General features: G+C 38.1%; 10 protein-coding genes. 5 read left to right on the top strand and 5 right to left on the bottom strand.

Going from position 1 to position 19,212, the window contains the following annotated elements; translation table 11 throughout:
* The first annotated feature begins 343 nt into the window (after positions 1-343).
* From OLM56_RS07085 to OLM56_RS07070, 4 genes are all read left to right on the top strand, one after another.
* The gene (locus tag OLM56_RS07085) at positions 344-2,185 is read left to right on the top strand and encodes a tetratricopeptide repeat protein (protein WP_264528790.1); all 1,842 of its coding nucleotides are present in this window, start codon (positions 344-346) and stop codon (positions 2,183-2,185) included.
* Positions 2,186-2,887: 702 nt separating this feature from the next.
* Entirely contained in the window at positions 2,888-3,316 is a 429-nt protein-coding gene (locus OLM56_RS07080) for a hypothetical protein (protein ID WP_264528789.1), read from the top strand.
* A 3-nt stretch (positions 3,317-3,319) separates the two neighbouring features.
* The gene (locus OLM56_RS07075) at positions 3,320-11,209 is read left to right on the top strand and encodes a lectin-like domain-containing protein (protein WP_264528788.1); all 7,890 of its coding nucleotides are present in this window, start codon (positions 3,320-3,322) and stop codon (positions 11,207-11,209) included.
* Positions 11,210-11,237: 28 nt separating this feature from the next.
* Positions 11,238-12,137 (top strand): type IX secretion system membrane protein PorP/SprF, encoded by a 900-nt coding sequence (locus OLM56_RS07070; RefSeq protein ID WP_264528787.1) that lies wholly within the window; start codon positions 11,238-11,240, stop codon positions 12,135-12,137.
* A gap of 77 nt (positions 12,138-12,214) precedes the next feature.
* Here OLM56_RS07070 and OLM56_RS07065 read toward each other — a convergent pair whose 3' ends face one another.
* The 5 genes from OLM56_RS07065 to OLM56_RS07045 form a co-directional block, all read right to left on the bottom strand.
* Entirely contained in the window at positions 12,215-13,111 is an 897-nt protein-coding gene (locus OLM56_RS07065) for an ABC transporter permease (RefSeq protein WP_245982556.1), read from the bottom strand.
* On the bottom strand, positions 13,096-15,537 hold the full coding sequence (locus OLM56_RS07060; protein WP_182494154.1) for a polysaccharide biosynthesis tyrosine autokinase: 2,442 nt from the start codon (positions 15,535-15,537) through the stop codon (positions 13,096-13,098). Before OLM56_RS07060 ends, OLM56_RS07065 begins: the two co-directional genes overlap by 16 nt.
* Before the next feature lie 8 nt (positions 15,538-15,545).
* Positions 15,546-16,334 carry a polysaccharide biosynthesis/export family protein gene (locus tag OLM56_RS07055; protein ID WP_121376793.1) on the bottom strand — a complete coding sequence of 263 codons (789 nt, stop codon included), beginning with the start codon at positions 16,332-16,334 and terminating at the stop codon, positions 15,546-15,548.
* Between the two features lie 55 nt (positions 16,335-16,389).
* Positions 16,390-17,010 carry a recombination mediator RecR gene (gene recR, locus OLM56_RS07050; RefSeq protein ID WP_264528786.1) on the bottom strand — a complete coding sequence of 207 codons (621 nt, stop codon included), beginning with the start codon at positions 17,008-17,010 and terminating at the stop codon, positions 16,390-16,392.
* A gap of 112 nt (positions 17,011-17,122) precedes the next feature.
* Entirely contained in the window at positions 17,123-17,587 is a 465-nt protein-coding gene (locus OLM56_RS07045; RefSeq protein WP_182494156.1) for a hypothetical protein, read from the bottom strand.
* 96 nt (positions 17,588-17,683) lie between these two features.
* Between OLM56_RS07045 and OLM56_RS07040 the strand changes: the two genes are divergently transcribed.
* The gene (locus tag OLM56_RS07040; protein WP_264528785.1) at positions 17,684-19,186 is read left to right on the top strand and encodes a sodium:solute symporter; all 1,503 of its coding nucleotides are present in this window, start codon (positions 17,684-17,686) and stop codon (positions 19,184-19,186) included.
* Positions 19,187-19,212 lie beyond the last annotated feature (26 nt).

Here is a 19,212-nt window from a genome sequence, read left to right as displayed (position 1 = left end):
TATTACTGCTCTTTTTAGGGAGAATATCAATATATTCTTAATGACGTTCATCCTAATAAACACCATTTACTATAGTATAAATCTTGGCAAAAGTAAGGCTTTTTAACATTATAACACATTATAGTATCATTCAATTTCTAAATATAAAAAAATTTAAAATCTCATGATAAGCCTATAGATATTGACATAAATTTTATTTCATTACCTTTTTGTGATTTAACCCAAAAATACAAACAATTTAACAAGCGCACTTTATTTAGTATTGTAATTAATTCTAATTTTACTGCCCCTTTTTATAACTTTAACATAATTCAAAAACTTATTCTTTTTATTACTACCACTTATGATAAAAAAAGTATTTTTTCTTCTCATCCCCATGGGAATTTTTGCACAAAACAAACCATTTGACCCCGTAAAAACACAAGAGCGAATTACCCAGTTCATTTTTTCAAAACCAGACAGTGCCAAGGTTTATCTTGACATAATGCTAAAGCACAATCATCAACTTCATGACACGGTTGTTTCTAAAAACTATAACAATTATGGTATTTATTATAGCTTGACATCTAAGCACGATTCTGCAAAAATATTTTTTAATAAGGCCGTATCAAAATCAGCCAAATATCCCAAAAATAGGGCTGGAAGCCTTATCAATCTTTCTATCGCTTATCGAAATACAGGAGATTATAAAACTTCGCTGGATTATCTGGAAGATGCTCTAAAAATTTATGAGTCTTTAGACAATGAAAAAGGAAAAGCGATTGTCTATGGAGAAATGGCTTCGAACTATGCTTATATGATCGACAATAAAGCTGCCACAAAATATTTATTGAGAGGCATCGAAATCTTGAGCAAGTTGAATGACAAAAAAAGTTTGATGGTTCAAAAGCAGAAGCTGGCTAATATTTATTTTAAGGTCGAAAACTTCAAGTTTGCTATTGATCTCTACGAGGAATGCCTCCCGGCGATGAAAGAGGTAAAGGATTTAAAAAATTATTACCTAACGCTTATCAATTATGGCGATTGCCTAACGTATGTCAAAGACAATTCTAAAGCAAAAAGAGTGCTTTTAGAAGCTGCAGAAGGACTTGAAGATTTTCACAACATGGAATTCATAAGCTTGGCTTATAGCAAATTAGGAAAAATAGCTTTACAGGAAAAAAAATACGACCTTTCCAGCATTTATTACAAAAAAGCATTTGACGGGATAAAAAACACCAATTCTTTTCGATTCATGCTCATTGGCGCCGAATATATCCAGCTTTTGAATCAGACTGAAGAATTCGAAAAAGCACTGGGAATCATCAAATTAGTAGAAAATTCGCCAAACAGAAAAACGTTCAATGCAGAAGACCAAATGTTTTTCTACCAAGTGTCTGCAGTCACTTTTAAGCATACTAATATAAAAGACAAAGGAATCGAGGCATTAGAAAAGGCAATAACCATCAAAGATTCTTTGTCCAAGGCCAATAATGAAACCATCACGAAAGAATTACAAGCAAAATTCCAGACAGAAATCCAGCACGAAAAGAATATTTCTTTAAAAAGGAAAAATGAACTGCTGAACCAAAAAGTGAAAGCCCAAAGAGGAAACTATTTTGTTATTGGAATTGGAATCCTAATTCTTTGTATAGCTGGATTTGCTGTTTCTAGAGCTTATTGGCTCAAGCACAAATTGCAAAAAGCAAAACTGAGAGAATCTGAAGCAGAGAAAAATAACCTTTTAGAAAGAAATGCCTATAAAAGAAAGATTACCGATAATCAAAAACAGATCATACAGCTTCGCGAACAAGAATTAACATCTATGACTTTGCAGCTTGCCAATTTGCAGGATCAAATTTCTTCCATCATTGAAAGCGAATCTTCAAATGCTGATCCGAAATCGAATACTGTCAAATCTTCATTACAACAACTCATAAAGCAAAAAGACTACTGGAAAGAGTTTTCAATTAAATTTGGGCAGATACATCCTGACTTTAAAGGTAAGCTTCAAGAACGCTTTCCTATACTGACCAAGAATGATATCAATTTCTGCTCTTTACTAAAATTGAATCTTTCGAATAAAGAAATTGCTACCCTGCTCCAAATCTCGCATGAAAGCGTGATTACAAAAAAGTACCGTATCAAGAAAAAAATACAAATTCAAGATGACAATGAATTTGAAAAAATAATTTCAGAAATCTAAACTGAAATTTTCATCTAATAAAAAAGCCTGCTAAATGCAGGCTTTTTTATTACGTGATTTTTGTATTTTTTTGAAATAAACAAAAACAAAAAGCTATCGTCAAAATAAAAAAAACGACGAACTTCCTTATTTCTTCGACGAACTGCAAAAAATCAAAAAACGGGAAGTTTAAAAAGTCATTATGACTTTTTAATACGTAAAAATTATGTGTTTGGTTTTGTTGTTTTATAGACAAAATATAGATTAAATCATAACAGCATTAAAATCAAATAGTTACATATTAATTTTCTTCTTCTAAAAATACCGTTGTCTATATTTTATCTATATCCTTTTCAAGTCTTTTCGCATAATTATAGGCTTAATTTGTCACAACATTAACAAATACCACACCCCAATCTATTTTAATTGCGCTTTCAAGGCAATAGGCTTTCCCATCCGTTTATAAGAGAAGGAAAGCATATCCAGCGGAAGTAAAAAACAAAAAATAATTCTTAACATGATTGTCTATGCTAAAAAAAATCCCCTACCGACTGCGGTTCCTACTGTATCTTTTTACAGGCATAATTCTGTTTACAGTTGTCAGACTGCTACTCCTCTAAACACATTCATTATTTAATAAATAGCGAATACAGATAAACTGCTGGAAACAATGATTTTTGTTTCTGTCCCCTATTTCAATAAATATTAACCAATCAATTAAACATGAGAAAATTATCACTAATTCTCTTCATGGTCCTCTTGTGCACTACTTCTACTTATGCACAATCCCCCGAGGATCAAAACAAGGTACTGCAAAAATGCATTGACCTTAAAGAACTCCAGGGTTATTTGCCTGGAAAAACGGCTCTGCCGCTTTATGTTATGCAACACGGTGTTTCATTTGGCAAAGAAATCAATGCTTCAAAAAACGGAAAATCTTTGGTGTTTTTATCCAAGAATGAAATCAACATGCAGCACCCTGATTCTTACTTTTTGTTTTGGCTGTTTGAGATCAACGAAAAAACAGCTCGCGTGTCATTTGTTTATAATTATGACCAAAATCAAAGCAAAAAAGCCGTCAGGGCTGACATAGAGCTTAACAGAAATAGCTCTGAATGGACGGTAACTTCAGTAACAATTAATAAAGTCTAATTTATGGAAAATAGGAAAAATTACTTTCAGAAATTATTCTTGACGGCTTTGTTGGCGATACAAACTTTTATGCTTTTAACTTCTTCTGGAGCCGAAGCACAGCAAAGAATCATCAACAATAATAAACTCCGTGTTGGAAATGGTGCAGAAAACTCTATCAACAACACAGGAAACATGCAGCAACCTTTTTATTACAACTCAATTGCTGCACAATGGCGAAAATTGACATATAGCAATTATGCTCTTGACAATGCCTATGCAGTTGGAGGAGATGGAACCAGTGAATGGAATTTAAATGGAACCATCGTTCAAAATCCAGCCTTGACCAACCAAACGATCGATTATTCAGGATTCACGTATACTACCGCTCCAAATGGATATGGTACGGTCGTATCAAAAGGAAATATAAATGTGGGTGGTTCGCTTCTTGAAGTCGAAAATACTTTTAGTCTTTTGCAAAATGCTGGCTACATCGAAGTAAAAGTAAAAGTAAAAAATGTGAGTGCAGCACCAATCAGCAATGTTAGGATTTGGGTAGGAACCCGAGACGATTTTGTTGGTCTGACAGACGATAACATTAAACAAAAAGGAAATTTAGTAAATGGGGCATTTGTATTAAACACTTTGCCTTCACAACCTTCTGCCGCATTAAAGATTTATAATAATGACGAGGCTATTCTTTTTTATTCCAATTCTCCAAGAGGAAATACAATCGTAAATAGTTGTTGCAATTGGACCAACGTCATCAATCAAAATCCGCAGACTTCTGTAGTAAATTCAGGAACTACCGATGGCTCTTATGGTTTCTATGTACGTTTCAACAATTTAGCCGTAAATGCCAGCGATGAATTCACTTGGTATTATGCTGCAGGAACAATCGCTGATATTGATGATATCATTGAAGATGTTGCGCAAGCAAGCGGAGCCGTAAATAACATCACATATACCTCAGCTGTTTTTAATTCTACTTCAGAAAATGCTGTAAATGGCTATTATATTGTCGTGCCGCAAGGCTCAACAGCTCCAACAGAAGCACAAATCCAAGCAGGCACCAATTACGGATCTGTTACATCAATAGCTCATGGTTCCTCTGCTATGCCTGCTAATGTTGAAACTGCTTTTCCGATTACGGGACTATCTCCCAATACAACTTATGAATTGTATTTTGTAACTCGAGATGCCGTTCCTGCCTATTCAACAATTTACCACACTACGTTTACCACGCTAGCATACACAATTCCAAATGTAACAGCTACGACAGCTGCGAGTTCAATAACCGCAATCACGGCTACATCAGGAGGAACCGTAGGTTCCGACGGCGGACAAGCGGTTACGGCACGAGGAATTTGCTGGAGCACTTCCACAAATCCGACAATTGCAAATAGCGTAACAATGGATGGTTCTGGTCTTGGCACATTTACAAGCTCAATGGCTGGATTGAATTCAGGAACGACTTATTATGTCAGAGCTTATGCTACAAACTCTGTAGGAACTGGTTACGGACCACAAGTTACCTTTACAACTGTAGCAAATAACAATCCGACAATTTCAGCTGTAACAAATCAGGCCATATGTGCAAATGCAGCAACTGCAGCCCTAGCCTTTACAGTTGCCGATGTTGAAACTGCTGCAGCCAACCTGACAGTGACTAGAAGTTCTTCTAATACAACTCTTGTCCCAGTTTCAAATATCATTTTAGGGGGCACAGGTACAAATAGAACTGTCACTGTAACGCCAGCAGCCAACCAACATGGAACGGCTACAATAACACTTACAGTTACTGACCAATTGGGGGCTACTGCGACGACGACCTTTACTCTAACAGTAAACCAATTCCCTGTAATTTCGTATGCATCGGCTACTTATAATTTATATCAAAGCCAGACGATTACTCCTATTGCCGTTACAAATACAGGCGGCGCTAGTACAAACTGGAGTATTTCGCCAGCTTTGCCAGCCGGGTTAACTTTTAACACTGCCAATGGAACCATTTCAGGAACTCCAACAGGGTCGCAATCTTCTGTGAGCTATACTGTAACAGCAAACAACAATAGCTGTACTGCCACAACAAGCTTTTCAATCTACATAACTCCATGCAACACTTTTAACGCATCAGACGTTATAACAAATGGAAATGCTATCTTAATCGGAAATGAAGCACGCCTTACAGAAAATATAGGCAATCTATTCGGTTCTGTTTGGGGGAAAGCAAGACTTGACTTGAACGAAAACTTCAAAATCAGTACGCAGCTTTATTTCGGCTCATCCGACGCAGGAGCTGACGGACTTGCTTTTGTATTGCAACCTTTATCATCCAACCAAGGCACTTTGGGAGGCGGAGTAGGATATCAAGGCATTACGCCTTCTCTAGCGGTAGAGTTTGATACATATTACAATCCTGGTTCAGATCCTATTTCGAATGACCATATCGCGATTGTAAGAAATGGTCAAGCACAAATCACTTCAGCTCATTCTGAGTTTGCACCTTATTATAATGCCGGACAGATAGAAGATGGCAATTGGCACGATGCTGTTTTTGAGTGGATTGCTGCTTCAAAAACGTTTAAGGTAACTTATGAAGGCTCGGTAATCTTCAATACTGTAATTGATATTCCTACTACTATTTTAGGAAATCAGTATGCGTATTGGGGATTCACGGCAGCAACTGGAGGTTCTACAAGCGAACACAGAGTAAGTTTTAATGGCTACTGCTTAACATCGATTGTAAGCACGCCTCCTACAATTTCAGCTATTGCAAACCAAAGCTATTGCTATAATACTCCAGGTTCAGTTACTGCTACCGTAGCTGACAGTGAATCACCTGTAGCTAACATTTCGCTTCAGGCTACTGGCTCTACGAATACAGCTTTGCTTCCTTTGGCTAATATTTCGATTTCAGGAACTGGAGCTACAAGAACAATAAATTTCACTCCTGTAACGGGACAATTCGGAACTTCAACCGTAACTTTAACAGTAACAGACGGCGATGGTTCTACCGCTACAAGAACATTTAATGTTACTTTTAACGATACTGTAAATCCTACAGCTATTGCCCAAAACGTTACTGTTTATTTAGGAACAAACGGGCAAGGCTCAACAACAACTGCGGCTATAAACAATGGTTCGTCTGACAATTGCGGTATTGCTACTATTACAGCTTCGCCGCTTACTTTCAACGGAACAAATCTTGGAGCCAATACAGTAACATTGACTGTAACTGATGCAAAAGGAAATGTTGGCACGGCAACATCAACCGTAACGGTTATTGATAATATCGCTCCAACAGTAATAACACAAAACACAACTGCATCAATTGCTGCCAATGGTCAAGTGGTCCTAACTCCTGCCCAAGTAAACAACGGTTCTTTTGACAACGTAGGAATTACTTCATTAACAGTAAGTCCAAGCACGTTCAACTGTTCTAATCTAGGTCCAAATACAGTAACGCTTACAGCCACTGATGCTAGCGGAAATACTTCTTCTTCAACAGCAATAGTAACGGTTCAAGACACTACAAATCCGACTATTATTACCCAAAATATCACCGTACATCTAAATGCGGCCGGTATTTATAATTTAGTCCCTTCAGAAGTAAACAATGGTTCTTATGACAATTGCAGTATTTCTAATCTCGGAATTACCAGAGCTTTATTTACCTGTGCTGATGCTGGACAAAGTTTCACCATTACACTTTTTGGGAATGATCCTTCAGGTAATTTAGGTGCGGCTACCGCAGTTGTAACTGTAGCCGACGTAATGGCTCCTAATGTAATTACTCAAAACATTACAGTACAGCTAGACGCAAATGGCCAAGCTACGATTACTCCTGCCCAAATCAACAATGGTTCAACAGACAATTGCGGTATTGCTTCTTATTCGTTAAGCAAAACTACTTTTAATTGTTCTGAAACTGGAGCAAACACGGTAACATTATCGGTGACAGATATTCATGGAAATGTAGGAACTTCAACAGCTGTTGTAACGATTCAAGATACTATAAATCCAACAATCATCACTCAGAACATTACGGTTCAATTAGATGCTAATGGACAAGCAGTAATTGTTCCTGCAGCTGTAAATAATGGTTCTTTCGACAATTGTGCTATCGTAACTTATGCTTTAGACAACACGGCTTTTGACTGTACAAATGTAGGATCGAATACCGTGACTTTGACAGGAACAGATGCTAGTGGCAATTCAGCTTCAAATACTGCCATAGTAACTGTCGAAGATTCAATCGCGCCGATCGTGCTTACACAGAATATCACCGTTCAGCTAGATGCCAACGGACAGGCTACAATCACGCCTGCACAGATTAACAACGCGTCGACTGACAACTGCGCTATCGCGACTTATGCTTTAGACGACACGGCTTTTGACTGTACAAACGTAGGTCCGAATACCGTAACCTTGACGGTGACTGACGTAAACGGAAATTCAGCTTCGAATACCGCTGTAGTAACTGTAGAAGATTCAATCGCGCCGATCGTGCTTACTCAGAATATCACCGTTCAGCTAGATGCCAACGGACAGGCTATGATTACTCCTGCGCAGATTGACAACGCATCAACCGACAACTGTACTATCGCGACTTATGCTTTAGACACTACGGCTTTTGACTGTACAAACGTTGGACCGAATACCGTAACCTTGACTGTGACTGACGTAAACGGAAACTCGGCTTCAAATACTGCAGTAGTAACTGTGGAAGATTCAATCGCGCCGATCGTGCTTACGCAGAATATTACGGTACAATTAGATGTCAATGGACAGGCTACAATTACTCCTGCACAGATTGACAACGCATCGACTGACAACTGTACTATCGCGACTTACGCTTTAGACACTACGGCTTTTGACTGTACAAAAGTAGGTCCTAATACCGTAACCTTGACTGTGACTGACGTAAACGGAAACTCGGCTTCAAATACTGCAGTAGTAACTGTGGAAGATTCAATCGCTCCAATCGTGCTTATGCAGAATATCACTGTTCAGCTAGATGCCAACGGACAGGCTACGATTACTCCGGCTCAGATTGACAATACATCGACTGACAACTGTACTATCGCGACTTATGCTTTAGACATAACAAGTTTCGACTGTACAAACGTTGGACCGAATACCGTAACCCTGACTGTAACGGACGTTAACGGAAATTCGGCTTCAAATACCGCTGTCGTGAATGTAGAAGATGTTATGGCCCCTATAGTATTGACCCAAAATATCACTATTGAATTAGATACAAACGGTCAGGCAACGATTACGCCTGCACAAATCAACAATGTATCGACTGACAACTGTGCCATTGCGACTTATTCATTAGATAAGACAGCTTTCGACTGTACAAACGTAGGTCCAAATACCGTAATCTTGACTGTGACAGATATCTATGGAAATTCCGCTTCGAATACCGCTGTAGTAACAGTAGAAGACAATATCAACCCTACTGTTCTTACACAAAATATTACGGTACAATTAGATGCTAATGGTCAGGCAACAATCACGCCTGCACAAATAAACAACGGTTCATTTGACAATTGCGCTATTGCAACGTATGCTTCAGACATAACAAGTTTCGACTGTACAAATGTGGGTCCAAACACAGTGACTTTGACCGTAACAGATGTCAATGGAAATGTGACTTCAAATACTGCTGTAGTAACTGTTGAAGATAACATCCTTCCAACAATGATTGCTCAAAACGTGACGGTTCATCTAAATATCAATGGCGAATATACCTTGACTATTGCAGACGTAAACAATGGTTCTTTTGACAACTGCGCTATCGAAACAATGGGAATCTCTCGTTCTTTCTTTAATTGCTCAGATATTGGATCTACAAACACGATTACGCTATTTGGTGTTGATGTAAACGGAAATTATGCTTCTACAACAGCTATAATTACTGTTGCCGACATGATGGCTCCTACTGTAGTTACTCAAAACATTACAGTACAACTAGACGCTGCTGGACAAGCAACAATTACTCCTGCTCAAATCAACAATAGTTCGACAGATAATTGTGGTATTGCTTCGTATGCTCTTGACATAACTGCTTTCAATTGCACGAATGTGGGTCCAAACACAGTGACGCTTACCGTAATAGACAATTATGGAAATGCTGCTTCAAATACAGCAATCGTAACTATAGTTGACCAAATTGCTCCGACAGTAATTATACAAAACATCACTGTCCAATTAGATGCTAACGGACAAGCTACAATTACTCCTGCTCAGATCAACAATGGCTCTACAGACAATTGTGCTATTGCAACTTATACGCTAGATGCAACAAGTTTTGACTGTACAAACGTTGGTCCAAACACAGTAACACTTACGGTAGCTGATGTCAACGGAAACGTTTCAACGCAAACAGCTATCGTAACGGTAGTCGATCAAATTGCACCGACAGTAATTACGCAGAATATCACGGTTCAATTGGATGCAAACGGACAAGCGGTAATCACTCCTGCTCAAATAAACAATGTTTCTTCAGACAATTGTTCAGATGTCGTGTATACTCTTGACATTTCTGACTTTACTTGTGCCAATGTGGGGGCGAACACAGTAACCCTTACAGCAACAGATGCAAGTGGAAACGTTTCTTCTAACACGGCTATTGTAACCGTTCAAGATTTGATCGCTCCGACAGTAATCACTCAGAACATCACTGTTCAGTTAGACGCTAACGGACAAGCAACGATTACTCCAGCCCAGATCAACAATGGCTCATCAGACAATTGTACTATTGCAACGTATGCACTGGATGCAACAAGTTTTAATTGTGCTAACGTAGGTACAAATACCGTGACTTTAACAGCAACTGACGTAAACGGAAATACAGCTTCAAATACAGCAATCGTAACTGTAGTTGATTCTATTGTTCCGACAGTAATTACGCAGAATATCACAGTCCAGTTAGATGTAAATGGACAGGTGACAATTGCTCCAGCCCAGGTTAATAATGGATCTACAGATAATTGCGCGATTGCAACTTATACACTAGATGTAACAAGTTTTAACTGTACAAACGTGGGTCCAAACACAGTGACTTTAACAGTAACTGATGTTAACGGAAATACAGCTTCGAATACGGCTATAGTAACCGTTCAAGATGCAATGGCTCCATTTGCAATTACACAAGACGTAACCATTTCTCTTGACGCAGAAGGAATGGCGTATGTTACCGCTATGGATATTAATAATGGCTCTTCAGATAATTGCGGCATCGCCTCTATTGCAATAAGCCAGACCGCATTTAACTGTGGCGAAACGGGAACCAACTTCGTGACAATGACCATTACAGACGTTCATGGAAATGTTTCAGAAGCTGAAGCTATCGTTACCGTAATCAATACTTTTGGCGATAATGATGGCGATGGAATACCAGACAACTGTGATTCTGACGATGACAACGACGGTATTGAAGATTCTATAGACAACTGTCCGCTTACTTCCAACCCAGATCAGATTGATACTGACAACGACGGAATTGGCGATGCTTGCGACGACGATTACGATAATGACGGTGTTCTAAACGAATCAGACAACTGTCCATTCACCTATAACCCAGGTCAGGAAGATATCGACAAAGATGGAATCGGAGACGTTTGCGACTTGACAGAAATCAATATTTCTCAAGCCTTTACACCAAACGGCGACGGAGTCAATGATACTTGGCAAATTATCAACATCACGAACTATCCAAATTCTGTAGTAAAAGTATTCAACAGATGGGGTTCTGAAGTATTCAGTGCCAAAGGATACAAAAATGATTGGAATGGTCATTATAAAGGTTCTAGCAATCCGCTTCCAGAGTCCTCATACTATTATCAAATTGATTTAGGAAATGGAACTCCTGCTTATGAAGGATGGATTTACCTTACACGATAATCAGCAATAAATAAAAATGACAATCATTATGAAAACATTATATAAATTAAACGCTGTACTGTTATTTTTCTTTGCCGCTTTCGCGTACGGACAACAGGAAACCAACTTTACAATCTACAGAAATAACATGAACATCATCAACCCTGCTTATGCAGGGGCTGATGGTGAATCCATAATCTCAAGCAGTTTCAAGAGCCAATGGGCCGGAGTAAAAGATGCTCCCGAAACTCAGGCTGTTTCTTTCGGAACGCCTACCGGAAAAAGATTAGGTATTGGACTTTCTGTGATAAACGACAAAACATTCGTAGAAAAGCAAACTTCGGTTTTTGCAGACTTCTCTTATTTGATTCCTATGAACGAAACCCTTGATCTTTATTTGGGAGTAAAAGCAGGAGGAAATTTCTATGACGTAAATGTGAATGGATTACAGACCTACAATGTGTCTCCAGATCCGTCATTGGTCAATATCAGCAGGTTTAATCCAAATTTTGGAATTGGAGCTTATTTAAAGCATGAAAAGTATTACATCTCGCTTTCTTCTCCAAAAATGCTCAGCACGCAACGTGCTAAAAATAAAGATGGCGTTGCAACAGTTGCTTCAGACAGGCCGCATATTTATTTAAGCGGAGGTTATGATATCAAATTGAATGAAAATTTCATGCTGAAGCCTTCGACATTGCTTCGCTATGTAAACGGAGCTCCTACTTCTTTAGATATTACGGGAGTTTTGAATTACAAGAAACAATTTGAACTGGGTGCTGCTTACAGAACCGACAAAGCTATCAGCGGATTAGCAACCATAAAAGTCAACAACTGGCTTGATTTCGGATATGCTTACGAGCATTCGCTAAGAGATGAAATTGCAAGCGTGACTAATGGAACACATGAGTTTTATTTGAGATTCAACTTAACGCCAAAAGCAAACTAAATGTTTTGATTACAAATTTTGGCAAGCAGAAAGCGGGGACAATTGTCCCCGCTTTCTTATTTTATTTAGAGTTCTTTTTAAACAGTATCAATAAAATTCTTTTCGGTCTTATTAAAAACTAAAAGGCCTAACAAGAAAATCACGATTGAAAATACCACAGAATAGATAAGTCCAAAGGCTGTAAACTCACCTTTTCCTAAAAAAGAGTATTTAAAAAACTCAAAAAGACTTGTCAGCGGATTTAGATAAACAAGATTTTCATAACCATACGGCTTCAATTTTTTTACTACCAAAGAAGTCGGATAAACCACAGGAGTCAAGTACATATAAAGCTGTACTCCGAAACCCACCAAAAAAGTCAAATCTCTGTATTTTGTCGTAAGAGAAGAAATTATCATTCCAAATCCAAGAGAAATCAATGCCATTAAAAGCAAAAGGATTGGCGTAAAAACGATTTCCCAATTCGGCAGCGTTGCTTTTCCTTTCGCGATAAAATAGAACATCACGCAAATAAAAAACAAAAACTGTATTCCGAATTTCAAAAGATTGGATATCGTTACCGACATCGGCATGATAACCCTAGGAAAATAAACCTTGCCAAAAATATTCTGGTTGGATTTAAAAGTATCTGATGTAGACTTAAAACAGTCAGAAAAATAAAACCACAATGTGTTTCCAGCCAATGCAAAAAGGAAGTAGTTTATTCCGTCCGACTCAATCTGGGCAATCTTATTGAAAATTACAAATTGGATTATAGAAGTCAATAGCGGCTGGATCAAAAACCACAACGGCCCAAGAATCGTTTGTTTGTAATACGTCACTATATCTCTTTTGACAAACAGCAACAGCAAGTCGCGATACCGCCAAACTTCTCTAAAATTAAAGGAAACTAATTTCCTCTTCGGTGTTATTTCATAGAGCCATTGCTGGTCTTTCAGGCTGTTTTCCATCTCTTTTGTTATTTTCTCAGCCATTTTTTAGATATTCTTTTTAAACGATTTCCTGACTCTTCTTCGTCATGATATCCATTGCTGTAATCTCCGTAGCCATAGCCATAGCCGTAACCATATCTGGCCTTGCTTTCGTAGCCATTAAAAATAATGCTGATATTGCTAAGCTCGCCTCTCTTATGTTTGTCGTTTACCAAAGCAAGCATTCCTTTTTTGGTCACATTTTGGCGGACAACATATAAAGTGGCATCACAATATTGTGCGAGTTCCAACGCATCAGAAACTAGACCGACAGGCGGCGTGTCCAAAATAATATAATCGTATCGGCTCTTTAGGTCATCTAAAAGTTCCTTCATGCTATCACCCAAAATCAATTCTGCTGGATTTGGAGGAATAGGACCCGAGGTAATAACATCTAAAAATGAAATTTGTGTTTTTTGGATGATCTCATCTGCTGTTTTTTGTCCGATCAAATAATTGACCACCCCGAAAGTATTGTCAAGATTGAAATCGCCAAAAATCTTAGGCTTTCTCAAATCCAATCCTACGATAACGGTCTTTTTTTCGCTCAAGGCAAAAACAGTAGCAATATTGATTGAGCAGAAGGTTTTTCCTTCACCACTGATAGACGAAGTGAGCATCAAGGTTTTTGCACCCGAAAGGTTTTGTTTTTTATACAAAAATTGAAGGGAAGAACGTATAGCCCTAAAAGATTCTGCCAAAGCCGATTTAGGCTTTTCAAGAACCGCAAGATTGCTAGGCGTCTTCTTTTTGCCGACAACGCCAAGTAGCGGGATTTTTGTCAACCTAGAAATATCTTCAGCCGTATGAATGCTGTTATCCATAAATGTGATGATGAAAACAATCATCAGAGGAATCATCAATCCTAAAAACAAAGCCAGTACATAGTTTACGCTGGTTTTCGGACCAATCAGTCCGCCGCCAGTATCTTTTGCAGAATCAATAAAATGAATATCCGAAAGATTGGCCGCCTTGACAATGTTGGCTTCATTTCTTTTTTCAAGAAAAGTATTGAAGATATTTTCGGCTAGATCGTATTTTCTCGTAATCTTAAGCAAATCCTGCTGATCTTCAGGAAGTCGCTTAATAGTACTTTCGGCTTGTCCGATTCTGGCATTGACCAGCGCCAAGTCGTTCTGGATTACCGATTTTGCCGATGCAATATTTTCTAAAAGGACTTTTTTGATAGACTCCATCTCGTTGTCAAAGTCTCTAAAAAACCTATCGTTCTTTACCGCATAAGCTTTTTCTGAACGCTGGATAGAAAGCGCTATCAGCCTTGAAACGTTTCCGACAATATTTGGATCGTCGATTCCGGCAACAGCTGGAGCTGGCAGTTTTGAATAATCGACACTGTTATTCAGATACGATTTTAAAGTATTATAATAAGAAATCTTACGATTGATAGCGTCTCTTTCAACGTCTAAACTTGTAAGTTTTTCAGATATTATTCCGCCTCCGTTTTCTAATTCAAGGACATTTTTTCCTCTTCTAAAATCTTTCAATTGGCCTTCGGTACCTTTCAACTGGCCCTCCATTTCTATCAAGGTACTGTCGATGAAAGCAATCGTATTGATGGCAAATTGGTTCTTGCTGTCGAGTTGGTTCTTTTTTAAAACCTCAACCGTTGTATTCAGATAATCGACCATACGGGCCTTATTTGTACCCTGCATAGCCAGCTTCAATATCGAACCTCCTTTATTGTCGCTCTCTACGCTGATACCTTGGTATTGGCCGACAACGCTATTGACATTGTCAAATCTTACAAAATATTCTTTTCCTGCATAGGAATTTGCATCGGGTTTTAATTGCAGTTTCCAGTTCAGATATGGCAATTGTACCTGCTGCCCTACTTTAAATTTCTTGGTATATTCTCCTACCGGAACGGCAATCTGGCTGTTGCTTTCATCATAATAATTGATGAGATTGACGCTTTCACTTTCAAAGGCTAGCGAAAGTTCGTATTCGGAAGCATTTACAAATTTTATTTTGATAGGAATTCCCGAAAGTTGTCCTTTGGTTTTATCAATATTGACCTTAAAAGGAGCTTCGCCATAAGCATCAATCATATTGTATTTTCCTTGCTTGAAATATTTGATATAATATTCCAATTTGGCCACGACGATTTCATTATGGGAACGCGATTTCAGGGTAGTTATGATGGTCTGTACTTTATCTGACGTACCGCCCCAGTTAAAAACCAAGCTCGTATTTGAGGTAAAAAATGGATTGCTTTCTTCACGAATGGCAATAAGGCTCTCCATTCCGTAGATTTTCTCTTTTCGGACATTCACCTGATAGGCAATCACGAAACAAACGATAAGGCTTGCCAAAAACCATTTCCAGTAGCTCAATATTTTTATCAAGAAACCTTTGAAATCGAAATTGTTTTGATTCTCAAAAAATGAAAAGTCTTTTGGGTCAAGCATGGTTATGATTATCTATTTAAAAGCACTATTGTTGTGGTAACCAAAGAAATTAGGGTAATGATGGTTCCGAGCGACTGAATTCCAGTCGTTCCGGTTCCCCAAGATTTTTGTTTTAATGGCTTAATATAAATATAATCGTTAGGCTGTATATAATAGTAAGGGGAATTCATCACGTTTCTATCGGTCAGGTCAAGCGTATGCATTTCGGTTCCGTGCGGGTATTGGCGAATGATTGTTACTTCTTTTCTGTTTCCGACCATGGTTATGTCGCCAGAATTGGCAATGGCTTCAAGTACATTAACCTTTTCTTGAAATAAGGTTTTGGTTCCTGGTGACGCAATTTCGCCATTTACAGTATAACGAAGCCCGGCAAGTTTGACATTCACAAAAATATTGGCTTCTTTGTTAAAGTATTCATCCAGCAATTGTTTTTCGATCTTAATTCTGATTTCTTCCAGAGTAAATCCGAGTACATTTACTTCTCCTAAAACGGGAATTCGTATGTTTCCATGATCGTCAACAGAATAACCATTGAAGTATAAGCTTTGTTCACTTTGAGCATTTAGATTCGTCTCCGAAGCATTGAACATTTCGACCAATTTGGCGTCTAGTGCCTTGATTTTGATGCTTAAGATATCGTTAGTTTGTACTCTATAAGGCTTTGCCATTACCGGATTTACGGAAGGAGTACTTTCAGAATCATTTTTTTTCTGAAGGTAGATCAAATCTTGGCTAGGGACGCAAGAGGTAAAAATAACAGCCGTCAATATCAAAAGAAACAGAAGCGCCTTCTTCATTATCAATTTTTTAGTAAACAAATATAGTTTTTCATTTAGAATCTGGTAAACAATTCTACGTATTTTTGAATGAATTTTCGAAGGGTACGCGGTGCAGGATACTCCTTCCAAGCGTTACTTCATCAGCATATTCTAGCTCATCACCTACTGAAATTCCTCGGGCAATCGTAGATGTAACGATATCGCATTCTTTTATCTGCCTGTAGATGTAAAAATTGGTGGTATCGCCTTCCATAGTCGAGCTTAAGGCAAAAATAAGCTCGCGAATATTTCCTGTTTTTACTTTTTCGACCAATGTTGGAATGTTGAGCTGGCTCGGTCCGATTCCGTCGATAGGGGAAATCTTGCCTCCTAAAACGTGGTAAATTCCTCTAAATTGCCCTGTGTTTTCAATGGCCATGACATCACGGATATCTTCAACGACGCAAATCAGCTGATGGTCACGGTTTTGGTTGGAACATATCTCACAGATGGCAACATCGGAAATATTGTGGCAGCTTTGACAGAATTTGATTTCTTCGCGCATGTTCAAAAGCGCTTGAGACAGCAAACCGGTCTGCTCTTTGGGCTGTTTTAGCAAATGCAACACCAATCGCAATGCAGTCCGCTTGCCTATTCCTGGCAATTGAGAGATTTCATAAACTGCTTTTTCTAAAAGTTTTGAAGAAAATTCCATAGACTGCAAATATACTAAACAGCGCCTTGATTCCTAATATGCATAAAAACTGTTTTAAACAAAAAAGCCTCCTGATCAACAGGAAGCTTTTTATTTGTTTTTTATATAAAAGCTATTTGACTGCTTTTGCAGATACCGCCGCTTTTTTTATCTCGTCTTTAAAAGTCGTCTTAGCTTTGACATCATAACCGCCAGAAACCATAATCGTATTCTGCTCATCGACTTTTACGACATAAATCTCCATAACCAAATCTTCTCCTTGATCGTTTTTGATCATGGCTGTCTGGTATAAGATGCTTTTGCCTTTTTCATTCAGTTCGCCTTTCTTTACTTCTGTCAGGTCTTTGTCTTCTCCAATAGCCTGCATTTCTTTTTTTGCTTCTTCATAAGACTGCGACATCAGGTTAGCCATTATAAAGGCAACAGGTTCTGTCGACATGTACATATTTCCTTCTGCCATTGGGAATAAGGACTTATTGAAATTCATATCAATCTTGACGTCAGAAACGGCTTCTTCTTGCGCAAAGCCTGCATAGGAAACTAAAAACAGGACAACTGCAGTAACGATTTTTTTCATTTATTTTCTTTTTGATTTATATCAAATTTAGAATAAAACTATGATTAATTGCTATTTTTGATTAAATTTTATTTGCTTTGCAATAAACTCAGACTGATGCAGCCACTTACCATTCTACTCATAATCGTCATTTATTTCGGGATATTGATATTGATTTCCAATAGGGTCAGCAAGAAAGATTCAGGCAATGATGCTTTTTTTAAGGCCAATAAAAATTCGAAATGGTATCTTGTAGCTTTTGGAATGATTGGGACAGCCTTGTCTGGTGTGACTTTTATTTCTGTTCCTGGACAGGTCGGTTCGCCTGATATCCAATTTAAATATTTTCAGTTTGTTTTGGGAAATGCGATTGGTTTTATCTTGATTGCAAAAGTACTGCTTCCGCTGTATTACCGCATGAACCTGACATCGATTTATGGATATATCGAACAGCGACTGGGCCATATTTCGTACAAAACGGCGGCTTCTATTTTTTTGATAAGTCGTACGATTGGTTCTGCAGCACGGCTTTACCTAGTGGTTATCGTTTTACAACGTTATGTTTTTGATGCTTTTGGAGTTCCGTTTTGGGTAACCGTCTTGATTTCGCTTGGGCTGATTTTTGCTTATACCTATCGCGGCGGCCTAAAAACGATTATTATTACTGATACTTTACAAACCTTATTCTTAGTTTCTTCTGTCATTTTTACGATTTATTTTATCTGCGACAGCTTAGATTATAATATTCCTGAAGCATTTGAAGCCGTAAAAAACAGCAATTATTCTAAAGTATTTTTCTTCGAAGATTGGCTCAAAAGCAATTATTTCTGGAAGCAGATTTTGGGAGGTATTTTTGTGACCATAGCTATGGTCGGACTTGACCAAGACTTAATGCAGAAAAACTTAAGCTGTAAAAATATCGGTGAGGCTCAAAAAAACATGTTTACGTTTACAGGAATATTTGTGATTATCAATATTTTCTTCTTGAGCGTAGGTGCGTTGCTTTATATCTATGCAGAAAAAAACGGCATCAGTGTTCCTTTGGATGCTGTGACTGGAAAGCCAAGAACGGATTTGTTATTCCCTGAAATTGCTTTTAATTACTTGACTTTGATTCCGTCGATTGTATTTTTATTAGGCTTAACAGCAGCTACTTTTGCAACGACAGATTCAGCATTAACAGCATTGACGACTTCTTTCTGCGTTGACTTTTTAGGAATGGACAAGGCCGAGAATGCTTTGAACCCGAATATGGTGCGAACTAGGCATTTCGTACACATTGGATTTTCGTTATTGATGTTCCTTGTGATTTTGGTAATCTATCTTTTAAACAGTGATGCAGTAGTAGGATTGATTTTTAAAGTCGCGGCATACACATATGGCCCGCTCTTGGGATTGTATTCTTTTGGGCTATTTATGAAAACAAAAACGGTCAATGACAAACTTGTTCCGATTGTCTGCGTATTGGCTCCGGCAATTACTTTCTGTATCAGTTCTTATTCTACGGAGTTATTTGGAAATTACCAATTTGCCGAAGAGCTGATTATCCTTAACGGCGGCCTGACCTTTTTAGGATTGCTTTTAATCAGCAAAAAGGCTACGAAGGAAACACGATTTTAGTCTTCTTTTTCAAAATAAAAATGACT

Source organism: Flavobacterium sp. N2550, from assembly GCF_025947265.1.
Classification (GTDB): Bacteria; Bacteroidota; Bacteroidia; order Flavobacteriales; family Flavobacteriaceae; genus Flavobacterium; species Flavobacterium endophyticum.
This window is presented reverse-complemented; position numbering and strand designations above follow the sequence as displayed.